14 protein-coding genes are annotated in these 21,517 nt (G+C 36.0%); 4 read left to right on the top strand and 10 right to left on the bottom strand.

From position 1 onward, the window contains the following. Positions 1–3 precede the first annotated feature (3 nt). Positions 4–792 carry an alpha/beta hydrolase gene (locus I7822_RS03010; RefSeq protein ID WP_207975306.1) on the top strand — a complete coding sequence of 263 codons (789 nt, stop codon included), beginning with the start codon at positions 4–6 and terminating at the stop codon, positions 790–792. 90 nt (positions 793–882) lie between these two features. Here the strand turns inward: I7822_RS03010 and I7822_RS03015 are convergent, their stop codons facing one another. Together I7822_RS03015 and pelA are read right to left on the bottom strand one after the other, a co-directional pair. Continuing rightward, on the bottom strand, positions 883–1,998 hold the full coding sequence (locus I7822_RS03015) for a prenyltransferase/squalene oxidase repeat-containing protein (protein WP_207975307.1): 1,116 nt from the start codon (positions 1,996–1,998) through the stop codon (positions 883–885). Positions 1,999–2,021: 23 nt separating this feature from the next. Next, entirely contained in the window at positions 2,022–5,372 is a 3,351-nt protein-coding gene (pelA, locus tag I7822_RS03020; RefSeq protein WP_207975308.1) for a pectate lyase, read from the bottom strand. Positions 5,373–5,672: 300 nt separating this feature from the next. Here pelA and I7822_RS03025 point away from each other — a divergent pair, with 300 nt between their 5' ends. Continuing rightward, positions 5,673–6,539: an AraC family transcriptional regulator gene (locus tag I7822_RS03025; protein WP_243459238.1), complete on the top strand. Its 867-nt coding sequence runs from the start codon at positions 5,673–5,675 to the stop codon at positions 6,537–6,539. A 393-nt stretch (positions 6,540–6,932) separates the two neighbouring features. On the opposite strand, the gene I7822_RS03030 is transcribed toward I7822_RS03025, so the two are convergent. The 8 genes from I7822_RS03030 to I7822_RS03065 form a co-directional block, all read right to left on the bottom strand. Further along, entirely contained in the window at positions 6,933–9,005 is a 2,073-nt protein-coding gene (locus I7822_RS03030) for an ABC transporter ATP-binding protein (RefSeq protein WP_207975614.1), read from the bottom strand. 62 nt (positions 9,006–9,067) lie between these two features. Further along, positions 9,068–10,867: an ABC transporter ATP-binding protein gene (locus I7822_RS03035; protein WP_207975309.1), complete on the bottom strand. Its 1,800-nt coding sequence runs from the start codon at positions 10,865–10,867 to the stop codon at positions 9,068–9,070. Between the two features lie 163 nt (positions 10,868–11,030). Continuing rightward, complete coding sequence (locus I7822_RS03040; protein WP_207975310.1) at positions 11,031–11,795, bottom strand: NAD-dependent epimerase/dehydratase family protein; 765 nt, start codon at positions 11,793–11,795, stop codon at positions 11,031–11,033. A gap of 552 nt (positions 11,796–12,347) precedes the next feature. Continuing rightward, entirely contained in the window at positions 12,348–13,613 is a 1,266-nt protein-coding gene (locus I7822_RS03045; RefSeq protein ID WP_207975311.1) for an MFS transporter, read from the bottom strand. 33 nt (positions 13,614–13,646) lie between these two features. Beyond that, entirely contained in the window at positions 13,647–13,961 is a 315-nt protein-coding gene (gene rhaM, locus I7822_RS03050) for an L-rhamnose mutarotase (protein WP_207975312.1), read from the bottom strand. A gap of 367 nt (positions 13,962–14,328) precedes the next feature. Continuing rightward, complete coding sequence (locus tag I7822_RS03055) at positions 14,329–15,960, bottom strand: AraC family transcriptional regulator (RefSeq protein WP_207975313.1); 1,632 nt, start codon at positions 15,958–15,960, stop codon at positions 14,329–14,331. Further along, the gene (locus I7822_RS03060) at positions 15,960–17,780 is read right to left on the bottom strand and encodes a cache domain-containing sensor histidine kinase (protein WP_207975314.1); all 1,821 of its coding nucleotides are present in this window, start codon (positions 17,778–17,780) and stop codon (positions 15,960–15,962) included. The genes I7822_RS03055 and I7822_RS03060 overlap by 1 nt, the downstream gene beginning before the upstream one ends. Next, positions 17,770–18,810 (bottom strand): autoinducer 2 ABC transporter substrate-binding protein, encoded by a 1,041-nt coding sequence (locus I7822_RS03065; RefSeq protein WP_207975315.1) that lies wholly within the window; start codon positions 18,808–18,810, stop codon positions 17,770–17,772. The genes I7822_RS03060 and I7822_RS03065 overlap by 11 nt, the downstream gene beginning before the upstream one ends. A gap of 459 nt (positions 18,811–19,269) precedes the next feature. Between I7822_RS03065 and desA the strand changes: the two genes are divergently transcribed. Beyond that, positions 19,270–20,268, top strand: coding sequence for a Delta(5) desaturase DesA (gene desA, locus I7822_RS03070; protein WP_207975316.1), 999 nt, complete (start codon positions 19,270–19,272; stop codon positions 20,266–20,268). Between the two features lie 116 nt (positions 20,269–20,384). Beyond that, positions 20,385–21,506 (top strand): sensor histidine kinase, encoded by a 1,122-nt coding sequence (locus tag I7822_RS03075; protein ID WP_207975317.1) that lies wholly within the window; start codon positions 20,385–20,387, stop codon positions 21,504–21,506. Positions 21,507–21,517: the final 11 nt, after the last annotated feature.

Consider the following 21,517-nt stretch of genomic DNA (forward strand, 5'->3'; position numbering starts at 1 on the left):
ATCATGACCTATTTTTTATGGCCAGAAGGTGCTCCATTTTTAAAGGCAGAGGAACAGGAATACTCCCCGACAATTACTCCCTACTTAGTTAATCGAGAAGACAAGCATGGTGCAATTATCATTTGTCCAGGCGGCGGCTATCAACATCGTGCCAATCATGAAGGAGAACCTGTTGCAAAATGGCTAAATGATCTTGGTATATCTGCTTTTGTGTTAAACTATCGCGTCTCACCCTTTAGACATCCTGTTCCAGCGCTAGATGCCAAGCGTGCAATTCGCTTTGTGCGTCACTATGCAGAAGAATGGAATCTTGATAAACAAAAAATTGGAATACTAGGCTTTTCAGCAGGTGGACACCTAGCAGCTACTGTTTCTACCAATCATAGTGAAGAGAACACTGAAACTAGTGATACAATAGACCAAGAAAGCTGCCAACCTGATTTAGCGATCCTTTGCTATCCAGTTATCTCATTTACTCAGCACTTTCATGAAGGATCATTAACTAACTTATTAGGAGAAAATTCGTCCGAACAGCTTCGTGCTTTCTTGTCTAATGAACAAAATGTTTCGACTTCTACACCACCTACGTTTTTATGGCATACTGCTGATGATGCGGCGGTTCCAGTTGAAAATAGTCTTCTTTATGCACAAGCTTTAAGTAAGTTTAAGGTTCCTTATGAGATGCATATCTTCCCAAATGGACGTCATGGCTTAGGACTTGCTGAGGATGATTCAGTTGTTGGTAAATGGACTGACTTATGTCAAAGCTGGCTCTCTAAGCAAGACTTTTAAGAGAACTGACCATAACCTTAGCTTTTGGCTAAGGTTATGGCTTGCTTTACTTACTATATTTAGGTTAGAGCGGATAATGTTGGTATTATCCTATTTATTACACAGCTTATAAAAGTCTACCGATTCTTTTAATGGAAAAATGGGGATTCCCACCATTTTGTAAAGTTGCTGACGAATCAATGTTGTTTGTGTGCTAGCATTCATATCACCCTCATATAGCCCTTTGCTTAGTACTACAGGTTCAGGCATATCTGGATAAACCTCTCCTGCTTTTATTTGAGCTACATTTGGAGCTGGTGGTGATGTTTCAATTTCCCGAGAAAACCCACCGTCTGGTCGTTTTAATTTCCTCATATTTTCTATCGTAATATCGATAATTTCCTTTAATTCATTATGTGGAATTTGTAGATTTGCATATGAAAGAAGATCAATAGGATTACGAATATAACACATATCCCCAGCCTCTTCATTACGCAAACAGTGCAAAATACTTTGATAGATTCGATCCGTTTTTGGCATTGGAATTTGAAAACTACTATAAAAGGTATGAAGCTTAAATGTGCCTGATATTCTTACATATAAGCTACCTTCTCCCCATAAACCTGTTTCTGGATCTTGAATACTTTCTAGGAAACTTACTGCTTCCTGTAAAAATGGTATTCTTTCATTCTCTTCCATTTGTCCAATGTATACACATGAGGTTGCTAGTAAATCACAACCTCTCCAACTATTGCCTAAATCAATGCTTTTCCATTTTTTTAAGTAGGTTTCGGGCGATTTTATATAATCCGGTGCTGCCTTTGTCTCCAAAGGAAGTGCATAAAGTGGCTCACTTCCTAAATATTGAAGTGCACTCGTACAATAATTAAGTGCTCTGTGCACCATCACTTCATCTTTTTTCATCGCCGAATGATTATCGAAAAAATAACCTGTAGTCGGATCTTGTTTCCGCTTGAAAAAACTGACCATTGCTTGTTTCATTTTTTCTGGCATATCCTTAAGTAGATTATTTCGAATGATTATATTCAAGGCTTGTGCTGTTGATTCAATATCTGGAGAAAACTGCCTATCAGCAAATGAACTCCTGGCATAGTAAAATCCTCCTGACATTGGATCATACTGCCCTGCAAACCAGCGAAAAAAATCTTTATACACATCCTCCAATTTATCCAAGCGGTCTACCAATTCTTTTTTCTTACTGTCCATCCCAGTACTCCTCACATTGCTTATCATTTTTTAGGATCCCAGCCTTTTAACACATTTTCAATTGTATATAATTTAGCCTCTTCATCCGTTAGCTGCGGACGAGATGGATTAGCTCCTGGTCCTTCATTTTGATATTCATAAAATCGTGCATCCTTTGCACTGAACCCAGACATATCTGTCCATCCTTCCTCATGGATATGAGCTCCTAATTCAGAATTTTTAAAGACAACACTAGCAATTGCACTTGGATCACCACCAGGATGCCATGGTCTTCCTAAGTATACAGTTCCATCTGCTGCTTCACTTTTCAAGCGACTATTTAGAAAGAGGTAGCCATATGGTTCATTAATATTAGTACTTGCTGCTGTAATATATCCATTATTTGTCGTGGATCCTCTATCGACTGAAACGATATCACAGTCCTCAAATACCGCTCTTCCACCTCCGAAAATAAAGTCTACATCACCTTCAATATAACACTGACTAAAATATTGAGTTCCTGAGTTTACATACAGGGTGTCCTGATTTCCGATAAATCGAACATTATGGAATGACATTCTATCACCGCGCGTATAAACGGCAACTGCTTGGGATCCCCCTTCTACTAAGCTTTCATCAAAGGAATTCTCCATTGTTAAATTCTTTGCGACAAAATCACTAGCATAAAGGTACACACTTGCACTTCCACTTGTTCCGTAAGTACCACCTTCTGATTTCGGTTTTTTCGCATAGTTATCATACGTTAAAATTGTTTTTTCAGCACTTTCTCCGATTATTGTAATGAATGGTTTATTAGCAGGTATTTTCACCACTTCTTTATACACACCATTGTGAATAAAAATTTCAACAGGCTCCGTATTATTTGCTGGGACTGCATCAATTGCTTCTTGAACTGTTTGATAGTCTCCACTACCATCCTTTGCAACAACTAGCTTACTAGAGATAGCTCTTAATTCTTCAGTCGCATCTTCCACTCTTTTTAATTCTCCTTTACCTAGTTTTCTACCATAGCTATCCACTGCTTCATTTTGTAAAACTTCAACAAAGACATGATCCTCAAAATATCCAGTTGATTTTGCAATTTCTAACAGCTGTTTTGCGTAGCTGCCTCCCCATGAGTAGCCATCGCGGCGTTCCTTCTCAATTTCCTGGATTGTATGTTTGATCACACCATCTCTTCCAGAGAAAATTGGTTTATTTGTTCCGATCTCATAAAATCTATACCAAGTAACTGCTTGTTGATCCTCAACAAAATACACACCATTCGGGTCTCCGCTTACGTAACGAATTCCTTCCAACTTCACATCATCAAACCATTGAAGCGCACCATTAATGGCTCTTTGAATATCTGGCGTTTGATTAGGACGTGACATTAGAAATTTAACAATCCCAACAGATTCACTTCCTGAAATGGATGGATGCTCGTAGGCACGTGCATGTTGTGGTTCATATGTAACAGGATCATGTTGAGCACACCATGCTGTTAGCTTTCCATCAACCTCAATTTGTGATTTTAGGATATAATCAATCCCTTTTTTCACTGCCATATCCAACTTCTCATCATATTGATCATTTATCAAACTTTGATCAAAAGGATATGCCTCATTTCTTAAATCATCAAAAAGCTCTAAGACATTAATCATCGCATTATCATTAAATGTAACAAAATTCGAATAATACACTGAGTCTTCTGGGGATTCACCACGCATTGGGTATACCTGTGGCCACCCACCACTGTCATACTGCATGGTTAACAGAAATTCAATTCCCTTTAACACACTTTCCTTCAGCTTTTCGTCCTTTGTTTCACGATAAACTTCAGAAATAAACCGAATTTGGTTAATTGTGGCATTATTATCAATGGTACCTAATTCTTCTCCATTTGGTCCAAATTGTTTAGACCGTTTCTCCTGACCATTCCAAGGACGGCTATACTCATTTTCCATACTTTTCGTCCATCCACCATGATCCATTTGCCATGAAACTAAATAGTCTGCTTGTTTTTTCAGCTCTTCTATATTTCCAGAGAATTTATTTTCTTCTTTTCTAACTAGTTTCCCTTCTTGTAATGGTTCTTGTAATTCATAAATGACGACTGTATCACCAAATTTATTTTCTCCTACCGCAGCTCGTGTTGGATACATATTTTGTAAAGACGGATTCAACCCTTTAAAGCTACCGGTTGCAGCGTTTAATGCAAATGTCTTCACATCAAAATCGTCAAATCGACCGTTTACCATCACAGCCACTAAATGTGATGAAACGGCTTGGGCACTTACGACATGAACTTGCTTTGATTGATCGTCTACAGCAGTTGCTATTTTCCCGAAAATGATCTCTGCTTCCTCGAATGTCAATCGATCATTCTTGCCAAATCTTGGTTTACTAGTCATGTAACCATTTGAAACTACCGTACCCACTGCAGCTTCTTCATCCTCTCGGAAACCCTGTTTACCTTTTCCTGGTTGTAAGTCTAATACTTCAACAATGATTTTTGCTGCATCTCTACGGGTAATGCCTTCATTCGGACGGATGTTACCATCTTGATCTGCAGATACATATCCTTCTTGTTTAGCTGTTTCTACAACATAACTCCACCATTTGTCTTTAGGCACTTCCCAAACATTTTGCTCAGGATCAATATTTTTATAGATTTCCTGAGAGTGATAGCCCATTACTTTATTGATATTTGCAAAAAACTCTACTCTGGAAATCTCTTTATCTTTATTTACGTTATTGGATGAGACGATTCCCTCTGTTTTTAGTTTCTTTAAGGTGACTCCCTCAACCAATTCTTCCATCGATACTTCTTCTACCTCCACTGGTTGTGGTCCATCAGTGTTTGAATCAGATTCATTATTATGAATGCGCAAATGGTCAATATTTGCTCCTCCGCTTGCTCCTTTACCTGTCGCGACGATCACATTTTCTCCAGCTTGAAGGGTAGCCTTTGTAATAACCGTTTTCCAAGTTGTCCATTCACCCGTCGAATCAAATGCAAGCTCAGCTTCAATAACTTTGTCATTTACCTTTATCTCTGCTGGTCGATTTTCTGCTGCACCATTTGCATAACGAAATTCGAGTTTGTATTCCCCTGTCACCGGAACATCTGAAGCAGTCCAAGTAATCGTTCCACCAGGAGCATTTGGTTTATAATCAACAAAACCTGTTCCAGTGTATCCTGGATGCTGGGAATCAATAATCGCATCGGTGATAACTGCATCTTCTGCTTCATAAATAGAAGCATATTCTTGAACAATCTCTTCCGCGTAAGCCCTTTCATTTTGAAAAACACTAAATCCTGGTGTCAAAGCCAGCAAAAACATAATCGTAACGAGCAGACCTTTTCGAAAACCTCTCCAACTCTTTCTCAATAACCTTCATCCCTTCAATTGATATTTTCTTGCAAGTATGATTATATACTCGGAAAAATAATAATAAATATAATCAATTTCTTCAGGATAAGGATAAGGTCCTATAAAATGCTAATAAAGGATGCTAGTGAGTATATAAGTTAAAAATGATTATGAACTTTTAACTAGTTCTAAAAGCACTAAATCAAGGTATCTATTATTAATGCCTATTTCCCTTACAAGCATATATTGTTATATTTTCTTTTTAAAAGCGTATGATTATAGTTAATAAGTAAACTATCTGTTAGGAGTGAACTCCTTTTGTGTGTAAAGATGTGCAATCTAACAGCAAATCTAAATAAATTAACCTATTCCCTTTTGTTAGCTGGCTACAAAACTTGTCCTCCAGAATGGCGTAGACAAGGGACACAGCCTAAGCATCATTCTCTGTGGTTTGTCACAAAAGGAAAAGGTGAAGTGATTTTAAACGGTAAAAAACATAAGTTATGTCCTGGTAAACTAGTTGTTTTCACAACTGAAATGGTTTGTGACAAAAAGACTTCTAGGAATCATCCTCTTGAATTTTATTTTGTACGTTTTTCATATGCAATGGCATTTGAGGAAAAAGAAACGTGGCATTTTAAACAATCTGGAGATGTTTCATTTCCTCTTCATGGTGTCTATACAATTAATAATAGCTCAGCAGTCGTTGTACTATTAGAACAGCTCAATGCTTTATCGAAAAGAAGAGGGGAAACGGTTTCTTTTCAGCAGAAGGTTCTATTTCAAGAACTTTTACTAACCATTATCCAAGACTTCCGCTCCCAAACGATTACCGGAGATAGCAAAAAAGCAATTGAAGGAACGATCGAATATATGGTTGATCACTACAATCATCCAATAACCTTGTCTGACTTAGCAAATATAGCAGGATTAAGTACAAGTCACTACTCAAGATTATTCAAAAAATATATTGGATTAAGTCCGATTGATTACTTAACACATCTACGAATTGATCGAGCTAAAGAACTGCTTGTCCTTTCTGATGTTCGTATCAAAGAGGTTAGCCAAAATGTCGGGTATGTCGATGAACTTTATTTCAGTAGAACATTTAAAAGAATTGTCGGTGTATCCCCTTCTCAATTCTGTGATGATCAAAAGTTACTACCTGATTCAATTGATGTCTGAAAGCGATTTCGTATATAAATTAATTTATCGCAACATTCACGGCCTAATAAGCGTTATCGATTCTTATGTCTAAAAGTAAATAGAAAAGGCTCTTTTCTAAGAGATTGCTGCTTTTAAAACGAAAACTATTTAAGGTTGATTGGAGCGGATTGCGAGACTCCTGCGGGAGCAGCGGGACAGGTGAGACTCATGCAGGCGTTTACGCCGAGGAGGCTCACCGCCCGCCCCGCGGAAAGCGAGCATCTCTCGCTGCAATCAACCCCACCGCATCACTTGGTAAATAGCAACAAAGTTTGCGAAAACAGCCATTGAAAATAGCCAAAAGAATAGAACAATATTTTTGCTTAATATTTATAAGCGTAAAATATTGTTCTTTTCCCGTTTTTAAAACATCTATACTTTCAATTTTGTTCGTTGTGATTTGCTCTTATTTTGACTTCTGCATAATTGATAGTAAGCCTGCTTCTTCATCAATAGCTCCTGGTGATTTCCTATTTCTATTACTTTACCTTTTTTTAAGACAAAAATCTTATCTGCATGCTGAATTGTTGAAAGACGATGAGCAATGATAATCGTGGTTCGATGTTTAGAAATGGTTTTCAATGTTTGTTGAACAACGGCTTCTGTTTCTGTATCAATATTAGCTGTTGCTTCATCAAGAATTAATACGTCAGGGTCTGCGATGATTGCTCTTAAAAAAGAGAGTAACTGATTTTGCCCTGTTGACAATACGGTACCTTGCTCACCAAGCATTGTTTCATATTGTTGTGGTAACGAACGGAAAAAGGCATCAATATTAACTGATTTCGCAACTTTAATAATTTCCTCGTTACTTATATTCTGATTGTTAAGACGAATATTATCAAAAACGTTTCCAGAAAACACAAAGCCGTCTTGTTGAATAATTCCTATATGCCTTCTAAGCTCTGATATTTGTACCTCTTTAATATTTACATCATCAAGTGTGATCCTTCCCTTTTGGATGTCGTAGAACCTGTTAATAAGCTGAATAATCGAGCTTTTTCCAGCACCTGTTTCCCCAACAATACCAATTGTTTCACCTGGTTTTATAGAAAAATCGATGTCATTTAGCACCCATTCCCCATTTTTATACGCAAACGAGACATGCTGAAACTCAATTTTACCGCGGACTTTATTTTCAAACGTTTTAGGATGACTTGGATTTACGATTGTTGGTTTCGTATCCAAGGTTTCAAATATTCTTTCAGCTGAGGCAAGAGCAGCTTGAATCTGATTAAACTGATCAGCCAATCCCCTTAATGGCTCAAAAAATTGCCTTACGTAATGGGTAAAAGCATAGACGACCCCAAACGTAATCGCACCTTCCAATACATTACTTCCACCATACCAAACGAGCAAAGCAAGTGAAATATTCCCGAAAAGACCAATAGAAGGGTTAAAAATAGAATTGAGTATGGTTTGACGCATTCCTGCACGGTAATGCTGTTTATTAAGTTCATTAAACCTCTCTAATTGTCTTTCTTCACGTGCAAAAAGTTGAATGACAGTCATTCCTGAGAGATTTTCGGCAAGAAAGGAATTAAGCCTAGAAAGAATAAGACGAATATACCTTTGAGCCTTTCTCATAACTGTCTTGAAATAAAATGTTGTAAGTGCTACAGCTGGAATCATAATTAAACTAATAAGTGTTAATTTTAAACTCATGTGAAGCATAATGAAGACAATCCCAATCAGGATAAGCACTTCTTTTACTAAATTTACAATAACTTGAGAGTATAATTGATTAAGTGCTTCTACATCATGAGTGATCCTTGTTACTAATCTCCCAATCGGATTTTTATCATAAAACGAAATGGGCATTTTTGAAAGGTGGTTAAATATTGTTTGTCTTATATCATAAATAATCGATTGCCCTGTAAATTGGAGTATATTATGTTGATGGTACATGAATACGGATGATCCGATAATTAGTGCGAAATATAAGATCCCTAATAAAATCAGCCCATCGTAATCATTGTTTCTAAAAAGATCAACATCTTTTGAACTTAATTGTGTGACATGATACATCTTTCCATCAATTCTAATTTCATTTGCCGATTTTTCTAGCTGATAGTTTTCTAAGCCCGAGAGACCTACATTCCATCCGTTAACTAGATAATGGACGTTCTTAATCGAAACAATTGCAGCTTTTTCAGTATCTCTTACAAGCCCATCTGTGGATAGGGGATCCTTGATTCGAAAATAGACCCTTTTCTGAAGCGATGCGGTTTTCTCATAGGTAAGCTTTTGTTGTTTCAATTCCTCTTCTAGCTCATTACCTCTAGATTCTTCAACTGAGACCATTGGTGAGTAGATTCCGTTTATATACGAATCGATTGCTACTTTAATTATGTACGGTTGCGCTAAGGTTGCGATGACAATTAAACATGTTAGTAAAATGGATAATAGTATACGCCTCCAATATGGTTTGGCGAAGGAAAGCATTTTATGCAATAACTGGCTATCACTTAGATTTACATTTTTTTTATCTGCTTGGTTACGTATATTTAACCCCTCCTCTTTTTAATCCGAACTGTTCTCTCACTAGAGGACAGGGGAGTTGAATCCTCTAATGTAAACTCATTGGATTGTTGCAAGTACATTTTTTTATATGTTCCATTTCTTTTAAGAAGAGATTCGTGTGTACCTTGTTCTACGATCTTGCCCTCGTCTAACACAATAATTTGATCTGCCTTACGTATTGTCGACATTCGATGACTAATAATGACTGATGTTCTCCCTTTCATTTCTGTTTGTAATGTTTTTAGAATCAGCTCTTCTGTTTTTGCATCAACAGCGCTAAGACTATCGTCAAAAATCATAATTGGCGATTTTTTAATCATTGCACGGGCAATACTCACTCGCTGTCGTTGTCCCCCTGATAATGAAAGCCCTCTCTCACCCAATGGTGTATCAAAACCTTCTGGAAAATCGATGATATCTTTATACACATGTGATTGCTTTGCAGCTTTATAAATATCCTTGTCTTGATAAATAGATGGATCAAATGCGATATTTTCTTTGATGGTTGAGGAAAATAAAAAGTTCGTTTGTGGTACATATCCTATTGAGGTTCGAAGTGTTTTTAATGGAAGATCATGAATATCATAATTGTCTATAAAGATAGATTTTTTAGGGGGATTGTATACACGCAAAAGTAAATTTACAAGTGTAGATTTCCCACTACCAATTTTCCCTACAATTCCTATGCTAGTTCCTTTTTTGATTGTTAGATTAATATTTTGTAATGCATATCCCTTACTATTTTTATATTGAAAAGATAAATTCTGAATCCTAATATCCCCTTCAAATTTGTTTATTGGAATAACACCTTCTTCATCTTTTATATCTGGTGTGGTTGCTAGAACATCGCTAAGTCTTATATCTGCTGCTTTTCCCTGCTGAAATAAGTTAATAACTTTACCTAAGTTTTCAATTGGTGCAACTAAAAAAGATAAATACGTATTAAATGCAACAAACTCACCGAGTGTTATTGTCCCTTTCATAACTAAAATAGAACCAAACACGACAGAGAGTAAATAACTAAGACCAACGATTCCTTGACTAAGTGAGGTAAAAAGTGAATTGGAACGAATTAATTGTTTATTTGCTTTAACATTTTCAACGTTTTCTTTTGTAAACTTTTTCATTTCTTCTTGTTCTTGTACATATGTTTTAATTATTCGTATTCCTGTGCAAAATTCTTGGACTCTACTTGTCAGTGTACCAATTGCTTCTTGAACCTGGCTGGAATGCATCCGGATCTTCGTACGGAATCGATACGCTAGGTAGGTTAAACCAGGTAAAGGGATCAAAACAAGTAAGGTTAAATACAAATCAATGGTTCCCGCCATCATTGTAATAGTGATCGAGATTAAGACCATTGCCTCAACTGTTTGGAATACACCTTGCATGCCAATTTGCCGAAGAATGTTTACATCATTGACAGCATGTGCCATTAAATTCCCAATTCGCTCTTGTTGATAGTAATCAGCAGGCAATGTCTCCCAATGTGAGAACAATTGTGTACGTAAATCTCTTTCAAGCATTCGTGATAATCGGAAAATATAGATGCGACCTGATGAACGAAATAAGAAAATTCCAACACCCAATACACTAAACCAAACTGCCAAGTTCCAGAGGTCTGAGACTTGAATGGATAAATGCTGAATGCCATCTGTAAAATCTTCTAATAATAGCGGGACACCTAATTGGAGGACAAGTGAGATCGTTAATAGCCCTGATCCAAGTAAATAACTCCATTTATGCTTAAAAAGATGCTGATGAAATATTGGCCGTGTTTTCAAAAAACCCCTCCTTCTGCCTTATTGAGTAGTGTTAGATTACAGCACCCTCCCTCAATACACAATGGATTTCCCTATCATGTTATATGGATTATTTTGCTTACTATCATAAAAAAAAGCGACCCTCTATGTATTAAAGGGCGCCATTAGTAAGGAGTATCCTATTTTATTCTGAATCATTCTTTAATACATCCATGGCATTTTTCTTCGAAACAAAACCTAATTCCTGCCTAGCATTTTCAGTTGACCAAGGTTTTCCTGGATTGTCAGAAACACCATAGTATGATCCATATTTAACAGTCGATTGCAGCGCTAAATCAAAGAGCTGTACTGTATCTTCATGTGTTAATAAAGTATGTTGTAATCGTTTCTTTTCTCTCACTGCCTTATGCTCGTCTTCCTGAACACTCCCAATTCGTAAATTTATGACAGAAAGATTATGACCTTTTTCTCTTGCTAAAATATGGCCAATATTTTCTGATGCTAGCTTTAACACTCCGTAAAGCCCTCGTGAAAACGGATAATCACTCGTTGTGATTTCTCTACCTAATGAAGAAACACCGTCTTTTTCATAATAATCTGTTGTATGATTGCTGCTCGCATATACAACCTTTGGGATTCCTAGAGTAATCGCTGCATGTAGTATATAGAAGGAGGAAGTAAAGTGGATATCCGTCATTTTTTGAAACTGATCGATATTTTCCAAGTCATTCTCTGTTTTGATCGTTAGTAAATTAATCAAAGCATGTGAATCCTTAGGAATATATTGTAATAACTGTTCAAAATTTTTTGCATCTATCTGTTTGTAGTTCTCAGTTTGAGAAGGGATGTTTTTATCCAGAACGAAAAATTCATATTTTTCACTTAGACCCTTCATTAAAATACTACCAATTGTTCCTGCTCCACCTATGATGGTTACTTTCTTCTTCATGATGCTCCTCCAATTATGTAAGGATAATGTATAGCCTACTTCTTTTTGCTTTCTTTCATACATGAATTCTATTCAAAATCAAAGTAAAAGGCTCTTTTCTAAGAGATTGTTTCTTTTAAAACAAAAATTATTTCAGGTTGATTGGAGCGGAAGTGCGAGACTCCTGCGGGAGCAGCGGACAGGTGAGACCCCACAGGCGTTTACGCCGAGGAGGCTCACCGCCCGCCCCGCGGAAAGCGAGCATCTGGAGCCGAAATCAACCACACCGCATACTTGGTAAATAGCAACAAAGTTTACGAAAACAGCCAAATAAAAACATGCAAAGGTAAAAACCCTTCTGATTTATCATCTCGTAATCAGAAGGGTTTATTGCTAGCTGTATTTTTTCTTTTGTTTTACTTAAACACAAGATTCGGCTTCTTAGCTAAACGATGTCGACCATCAATAAATCTTGCCGTGCCTGATTTTGTGAAATATAAAAAAAGAGATGAATATTACCTTAAAAGGATAACATCATCTCAACTATTTCTATAAAATAACAAATCTTGCTTATTATGCACTGTACCGTTCTTGTTCAATTTGTTTTAATGATTTTCCTCGTGTTTCAGGAGCCATGACAAACCCAATGACTGCTGCGATTAAAAGGAACCCAATCATGATTAGCCCTGAAATTTTAAATCCTAGAAGCGTAATCATAGTTGGTACGATCAATGAAATCAGACCAACAGCTACACGAGCAATACAGAATAAGAAGCCTTGTGCTTTAGCACGATATTTTGTATGGAATAGCTCACTAGCCCAAAGACCATAAAATGCTTGTGCACCAAAACCAGCTGCAATTCCCCAAAAGATAACAAAGATAAATAATTCGGTTAATCCCATATTACCTAATGATAGTACGGCCCAAGCAATGATTCCCATTACAGCACCAACAGTATATAATACTTTTCTACTTACCTTATCTCCTAGTTTAATAAAGACAAAGTATGTTGAAGCAACGGTTAACACCCATAAAAACGCTTGTAATAAATTCGCTTGTGCAGAAGAAAGTCCACCGACTGTTTCATAAATATATGGCATGAAATAGCCCATTACCCCAGCTACTAGATTCCAGAACACATAAATTCCTAATAATAAAGTGATTGCACGGCGATTTGCTTTTATTGTAAAAAGTTCCTTTATAGGGTTCTCCGTTTTTTGACCTGAGGCCTTTAATTTTGCTTCTTTTTGTTTTTCTTCTTCCCAAATTGTTGATTCATTAATTTGTTGTTGCAAAATCCATGTTACTAAAGCGATTACAAACAATTGTGCAAAGATAATTCTACTGCCTAATAAACCTAATGGAGCTAGTGCTACAGATAGTAATAATGAAACTGCTGGTCCTATTGACCAAGCTAATTGTCCATATCCTACGCGCGCAGCCCGCTCATTATCTGGTGCTTCTTCTGCGATATAAGTCCATGCTGCAGGAATAGCAGCACCTACTGCGATACCTGTAATAATATATCCGATTAATAACATTGGGAAATTAAATGAAAACACAATCAATAATACACCAAGCATATAAACTAATAGATCATATTTATAAATTAATTTACGTCCATACTTATCAACTAAGATTCCACCTACTAATGCACCTACTGCTGCACCAAATCCATTTGCACTTAATGCACCTAGCAAGCCTAATTTAAAATCATCTAAATTTAAATATTCCATCCATAGTGTTAACCCACCAGCACCTGCAACGATCGAACCAGCTTCTAAATAGTTTGACATCGCAACCGTAATCGTAGATTTCATGCCTTTTTTTCCAGCCATGTGCTAAATCTCCCTTCCAAACATAATCAAAGACTATGCTAAGTAAAATACATTCGTTAATTCTTTCGATACTGGACTATTATCTGGGTTTGTTTCCATTAACGGCTCCATATATGCCCACCACTGTTTGCAAATATCAGTTTCAGCCATTTTTCCCCATCTCTCTTCGTCCTCTACCTCTAAATACGCAAATAACTGTCCTGTTTCCTTATCTAAGAAGATTGAATAATTGTGCACTCCATGTGCTTTTAATTCCTTTTCCATCTTCGGCCATAGTTCATCATGGCGACGCTTGTATTCATCAAACTGATCTTTATAAACAAACATAATACTAGATTTTCTAATCAACTTTATTCCCCCTATCCAATTTTCATTTTATATCGCAAATTAGTATCAAACGATAAGGAATACCCTTACATATAGTTGAAAGCGATTGCTGATTGCGCTTTCTCATTGGGTTACTCTTACTATATAAAACTTCCATTATTGATGGTAGGAGACAAAACTAAGGTATGGGGGAGAATATTAAGAAGTTTGGAAAGGTTTACATCGTTACATTTAAATGTTCAAACTATGTTTATCTTCGATTTTGAGAATTTATCTTCGATTTTCGGAATTTATCTTCGATTTTTTATATTTATCTTCGATTTTGGAAATTTATCTACTATTCGACAAAAATACGCAAAAAAGCTTGCGGTACTCCACAAGCTTTTTCCTATGATTTAAAATGAAGTTCACGATACTGTGATGGTGATTGTCCATACCACTGTTTAAAAAGACGGCTAAAATATTTCGTATCTTGATAGCCAAGCTGTGTTGAAATATCATATATCTTCAAATCTGTTGTACCTAATAGGTCCTTTGCTTTTTCAAGACGGCATTTAGTCACATAATCTAAAATCGTCTCACCTGTTTGTGCTTTAAAAAAGTTACTAAAATACGTTGGACTCATATAAACATGTTCGGCGATTTTTTTTATCGTTATGTTTTCCCCAAGATTTTGATGAATCCATTCTTTTGCACGTTGAATGGGGTCTGTTGAGGTCTGCTTCTTTCTGCTCTCTAGTTTCTCCTTCTGCTGTAACACCCAATGTTTAATACTATCTTTAAGCTGATGAAAGTTTGCTGCACGTTTTGTTAACTGAAGAACTTCTGGTAATAGATCTGGTGTTTCTTTAAATATATCGAACTCCATCCATCTATTTACGATCTGAAAGCATAAATAATGGACTGCTTCTTCTATTAATGTTGGTGATTTTAATGTCTCTAGTTCCTGAAAAAATACTTGTAAAGCCTTGATAGTCTCAGCTTCACTGTTTCCTTCTGACGCAGAAATAATTTGTTGAACATGTTTATAAATAGAAGATGTAACATTTTTCGATTGTTGATCAGTAAGATTTTTAAGTAGATCAATCCGAAAAACTTTATTCCCACCTTGGATGATTCGGTATTGCTTTAGTGATAAAAGCTGATCCTTTATACTCGTTAATAAAGTTAAGTCTTCAAACATATCTCCTAATGAAATCGAAACAGTATAAGGAGTCGACCGCTGAATCGAATCCTTACAGTCGTAAATGAATTGAATTGTTTTTTTATCAAAAGAAGGATCATAGCTCTCCTCATTAAAAAGTAATAACCAATAATGAAGCTTACCGCTTCTCCACCACCAATACTTGATAGCTGTATCTCTACATTCATTTTCAATGTGTTGTTGAAAAATAGCTTCAATTTCACGATCCCAGTTTTCAGAAGCAGCTAGTTTTTTGGCTGAAATGGTAAGCTGATCAACGCTTATATAAACTAATTTATATGTTCCTTTAGGAAACTGCTGGGTCCAATCAAGAAGTGATAAGTCCAATTCATCATTCCAGGTTACTTCACTTAATAATTGAATTTGTTTGGCATATGTTAATTGGGAAGCCTTTTCTTGTACTTCAGTCCACTCGTGTTCTTCTGCCCTTTTTTGATAAATTTTGTTTTTGACTTCTTCCATTTGTTCAATAAATTGCTTTTTGTCGACAGGCTTGAGAAGATAATTTACAGCTCCTTCACGCATCGCAGTCTGTAAATAAGAAAAATCATCATACCCGCTAACAATGATGGACATAAATGAATTCGTTTTTTTTAATTGGTTAACTAGCTTTAATCCATCCATTTCAGGCATTTGCACATCTGTTATAAGAAGGTCAAATGAGATTGACTGATTTGTAATGGTGTCAAAGGCCTCTTGTCCATCTGAATACATGCCAATGATCTCCCACTCGTTACCACAGGATTGGACTAGCCGTTCCATTCTTCGACGAATTCTGTTTTCATCATCTACAATAATTGTTTTAATCGTAGACATTATCCATCACCATTTTCTACTTGTTTTTTTGAAAGCTGTGGGATTTTGATTAGAACCTCTGTACCCTTATCTACCGCACTGTTGATGGTCAATCCATATTGATTACCAAACATCATCACGATTCGTGCATGAACATTTGTGATCCCGAAGCCTGAATCTCGATTAATCATTGGATCCTTTTGTAAAAGCTCATTCAATCTCTTCAACTCTTCTTCTTTAATACCAGGACCATTATCTCGTACAACCATGACAATATAATGATCCTTCATTTCGCTTTTTTCATGAATAAAATCGATTTCGATATTTAGTGCTTTTCTTTTCTGCATTCCATATTTAATCGAGTTCTCAACAATTGGTTGCAAAATAAATTTCGGAGTAAAATATACATCATGCTCATAAGCTTTTTGAATGTTGAATGAGATTCTCTCTTCAAATCGGAATTTTTGCAAGGTTAAATAATCTTCAATATGAAGAACCTCTTGTGAGATCGGAACAATTTTATCTTTATTACTTAATGAAAAGCGCAGCATTCTGCCTAAAATCGCCACCATATCAACGACTAGCTCTGATTCCCCATCCTCTATTGATGCACCAATTGTTTCTAATGTGTTGTACATAAAATGAGGATTGATTTGTGATTGTAGTGCATATAATTCTGCTTCCTTTTGTCGAATTTCAATATGATCATTCTTTCTAATTAAGTCTCTAATTTTACTGATCATTGATTGAAAGCTAGAAGCTAGTACGCCAACCTCATCTTTTGAATCAATCGGGATCTTCACATACAGATTACCATTTTCAACATCCTTCATAATCCTACCTAGTAAATTAATTGGTTTTGTTACACTCCAAGCAACAATAATAGAAATCAAGGTTGTAATAACAACGAGGATAAGGAAAATAATGATTGCCACAGTTTTTACGACATCTGTTCCCTCTGTTAAGTAGGTAATTGGAATACTATGAACAAGAACCCATTGCTGTTTTGCTGATTGATTAATACTAATTAATGTTCTATCTTTCTCAATTGTTGTACGAAAGCTTCCATTTAATATTGGATAGTCATCTATTTCTTCAAAATATGTGCCAATTTTCTTCTGAAGTGGATGATAGATGATTTGTCCTTGGTCATCCATTACCCACATCATTGCTCTTTCTTCTTCATCTAGATCTTGAAGAATCTCTTCAATAAACGTTAACTTAACCGCTAAAAACAACGTACCTAGATTTTTCCGGTTATCAAGGTCAACTATCTCTTTTACTACTAGCATATAAGATGGATTTCCCTCAAACGTCAAGTTGACTTCATTTGGAAGTAAGATCTTAGTGTCTCCCCCTAAATCGTGGGCCTCTCCATATGGTAAGGGGGTATTGCTAAAATCAAATCCTTCATATGATACTCTAGTACTAATAAATGAACCATTAGTAGATAATAAAAACGCACCTAAAATGTTCGTGTTATTACTCCCAAGATATGTTCGTGAAAGAAAGCTTTCAACAGTATATTGGTCTTGAAGCATTGATGATTGATCCTTAAATGGATTTGCTCGCAAAACAGCCATCACATCACTAGAGTTGTAAATTAAATTTGGTAAATTTCCTATTTCATTGATTTCATTTTCAATGTTTTTATTTGCCTGATTTAATAGCCTAGGAACATATTCCCCTACCTGTTCTTCGATTGCCTTTGTATTCTGATAGTAAGTGATATAGCCTAATACAGCCATTGGAATTACAGTGAGAAGAATGTAGGTAATGATTAATTTTGTTTTCAGCTGGAAGTTTTTTAATCTTAATCCTTCCATTAATTTAGAAATCATACTGATCAATATTCTCCTTCGTAAAATCAATGGGTTGTCCCATTATGACTGTGTCTTCTTTTACTCTAACATTCCCTATGTTTGAGATATATTGGTTATCACTGATCTCTTGCCCATCTAGCAGTTCCTTTGCAATACTTACTGTTAAATACCCAAGTTTTTTAGGACTCCAAAGAGTGACAACCTGTGCAGAGCCATCTTTTATATATTCCCTCATTAAATTCGGAGTTGATAACCCTACCACTGTAATCTCACCTGATTTCTTAATATCCTTCACAGCTTGTGCGGCTGCGGGTGGACCAACAGATGAACTTCCAATAATCCCGTTAATTTCTGGATACTTTTTTAATAGATTTTTTGAAGCACTATAAGCTTTTTTCGGATCATCATCAGTTTCTACAATATCGACAAGCTTCATATTTGGATAATATTCCTTTTGCTGAACTTTCATCCAATTGATCCACTCATTTAAATTCGCTGCATCGCTAGAGCCAGTTATGATCGCATAACTCCCCTTTTCATTCACTCTTGATGATAATGTATCCATGATATGGCGCCCAACTATTTCTGGATCGACCATATTAATGAACAGCTCTCGATAGTGAGAATTTGTATCTGAGTCCCATGTAATCACTCTTATTCCCTGTTTTCTTGCTTCTTTTAAAACAGTTCCTAGCTTCTCAGGATCATTGGCAGAAATAGCTATTAAATCTACCTTTTGATCAATATACCCTTTAATAATAGCTTCTTGTTGCTTCCAATCGGCAATTAATGAGCCAGAGTAAAGAACATTTATACCTAAATCTTTTCCAGCTTCTTTGACTCCTTCTTCAACTGCATTGAAGTAAGGAATCCCACTAATCTTTGGAATAACAGCAATTGTGTAGTTTTTATGATTTTGAGTTGGCTGAGCTTGCTTTTGTTCGTTATGTCCCTTATAGATGACTTCATACTCCGCTGTTTGCGGCCCTAAATTGCACCCGCTTACAATTAGAAGTATGAAAACACAAAATACAATTCGAAAAAACATGGTATTCTCTCCTAGTTATGAAAAAATTAATGTTAATTTATATTATATCAGTTAAAAATAAATTGTAGGAAAAGTGCTTAGAACTTGTTAAATTCCTCATATTATTTTTTTCATTGACTCAGTTAAAAGCTATGGTTGATTTTTAAGCTGTTGATTGGAGCGTAAGGCGTGAGACTCATGCGGGAGTACGAATCCAAAGGAGTCTCACTCAGGTGCAAAGCACCGAGGAGGCTCCCGGACCGCCCACGGAAAGCGAACGTCTAGGGGGAAACAACAACCAAGTTTTAGAGAGCCTTTTCATTACATAAAAGTTATTCTTATCCTTAGCTTAAGAGCGCTTTACTAATCCTTCCATATTATATATGACATTTGTCATACCTTGTACATGACACCTATGTCTGCAAAAGTAATGATAATAAGATTATAATTTGAGTAACAACTGAGGAAGGGAATTAAAAAATGACTAAACAACTACAAAGAAATTTAAGGAAGCAAGTTGCTCCCTATGAAAAAGCAAATATAAAGGACAGTGTCCGACAACTTATTAATACGATTGGACCATTTCTTATTTTATGGATCCTAGCTTATCAAAGCTTGTCAATTTCTTATTTCCTATCGTTTGGATTTATCATCGTTGCTGCAGGATTTCTAGTCAGAATTTTCATCATTTTTCATGATTGTTGTCATTTTGCTTTCTTTAAAAATCGGACTGCAAATAAGGTGCTCGGAACGATAACAGGGATTTTAACCTTATTTCCATATAGTCAGTGGCAACATGATCATTCGATTCATCACGCAACTAGCAGTAACCTAGACAAACGTGGAACAGGGGATATTTGGGTGCTAACGGTAGATGAATATTTGGCAGAGCCACTTGTTCGTAGGATTGCCTATCGCATTTATCGAAACCCATTTGTAATGTTTGGCATAGGACCAATTTACGAATTTCTAATTAAAAATCGTTTTAACAAAAAAGGTGCAAGAAGAAATGAACGCATAAACACATATATTACAAATCTTTCAATTGTTGTTTTAATTGCATTTCTATGTTGGGCACTTGGAACACAGTCATTCCTTTTAATACAAGGACCAATCTTTCTTATTTCAGGTTCTCTTGGTATCTGGCTCTTTTATGTACAACACACATTTGAGGATTCTTATTTTGAGGAAAATAAAGATTGGGACTATGTGAAAGCAGCTGTAGAAGGAAGTTCTTTCTATAAGCTTCCAAAGCTTCTACAATGGCTTACAGGAAATATCGGCTACCATCATGTTCATCATTTAAGTCCAAGGGTACCAAACTATAAACTTGAAGAAGTTCACAATAATACGCAACCATTACAAAATGTTCCGACGATCACTTTAGCAACAAGCTTAAAATCACTAACATTCCGTTTATGGGACACACAAAACAAAAGATTTGTCGGATTTAATTATTTATCTAAAGTTACTAAGTAAATGAGCATCTTAGTACGACACTAAATGCACCCATCATGGGGTTTCAAGCATTATTTAGATAAAATATGATAAAATGACACTTAAGTTTAAGTATCCTATATAAAGTGGGTTCGATCATGAAAAAAAGGTATGCAATTCTTCAAAAAAGTAATGGAATTTCTCCTTATATTTGGGCGTTTCTTAGCATTTTGCCGTTTTATTTTATTTTTCAATCTTCATCTACAATCGAAATAATTGTCGGGATCATCCTGACAATTTTATTTTTTATCACATTTCGATATGCCTTTATTGCCAAAGGATGGCATGTTTACTTTTTAACATGCGTCCTTATCGGTATTTCGTTTACATCGACATATCTTTTCAACTATTTTTATTTTTCTTTTTATATTGCCTATTTCATCGGTAATATGAAGGATCGATTTCCTTTTATTACTTTGTATATCGTTCACTTAGTCAGCACGGCTGTTTCGATAAACTTCAGCATCGTGCTGCACGAAGAATTACTCTTAAAACAATTGCCATTTGTAATAATAAGTTGTCTTAGTGTAATCTTTCTACCATTCAGTATTTATAATCGCAAAGAACGTGGCCAGCTCCAAGAAAAACTCGAAGATGCAAACAAACGAATCTCTGAGCTCGTAAAAATCGAGGAACGCCAGCGTATCGCCCGTGACCTTCATGATACATTAGGACAAAAGCTTTCTATGATTGGGTTAAAGAGTGATTTGGCGAGAAAATTAATATACAAGGACCCTGAACAAGCACGAAATGAAATGAAAGACGTTCAACAGACTGCTAGAACTGCATTAAATGAAGTAAGAAAGATGGTTTCACAAATGCGGGGCATCAGATTAGAAGAGGAAATGATCCATATAAAACAGATTCTCAAAGCCGCTCAAATTAAATTAGTGACTGATGAAAATTTTACCTTAACGAATGTTCCATTGTTAACTGAGAATATTCTTAGCATGTGCTTAAAGGAAGCTGTTAACAATGTAGTGCGTCATAGTGGGGCCTCTACTTGTAATATCTCCATCGAACAATCGCAAAATGAGACAGTAATTACCGTACGTGATGACGGAATTGGCATTGAAACAAACGACAATTTCACTAAAGGAAACGGACTTGCTGGAATGAAGGAACGTCTAGAATTTGTAAATGGAACCCTGGACATTCTTTCTCAAGAAGGTACTACTTTATTAATAAAAGTACCGAATGTCGTTAAGCAAACAGATTAGGAGGAGCATTT

The organism is Metabacillus bambusae (genome assembly GCF_017497975.1).
GTDB classification, from domain to species: domain Bacteria; phylum Bacillota; class Bacilli; order Bacillales; family Bacillaceae; genus Metabacillus; species Metabacillus bambusae.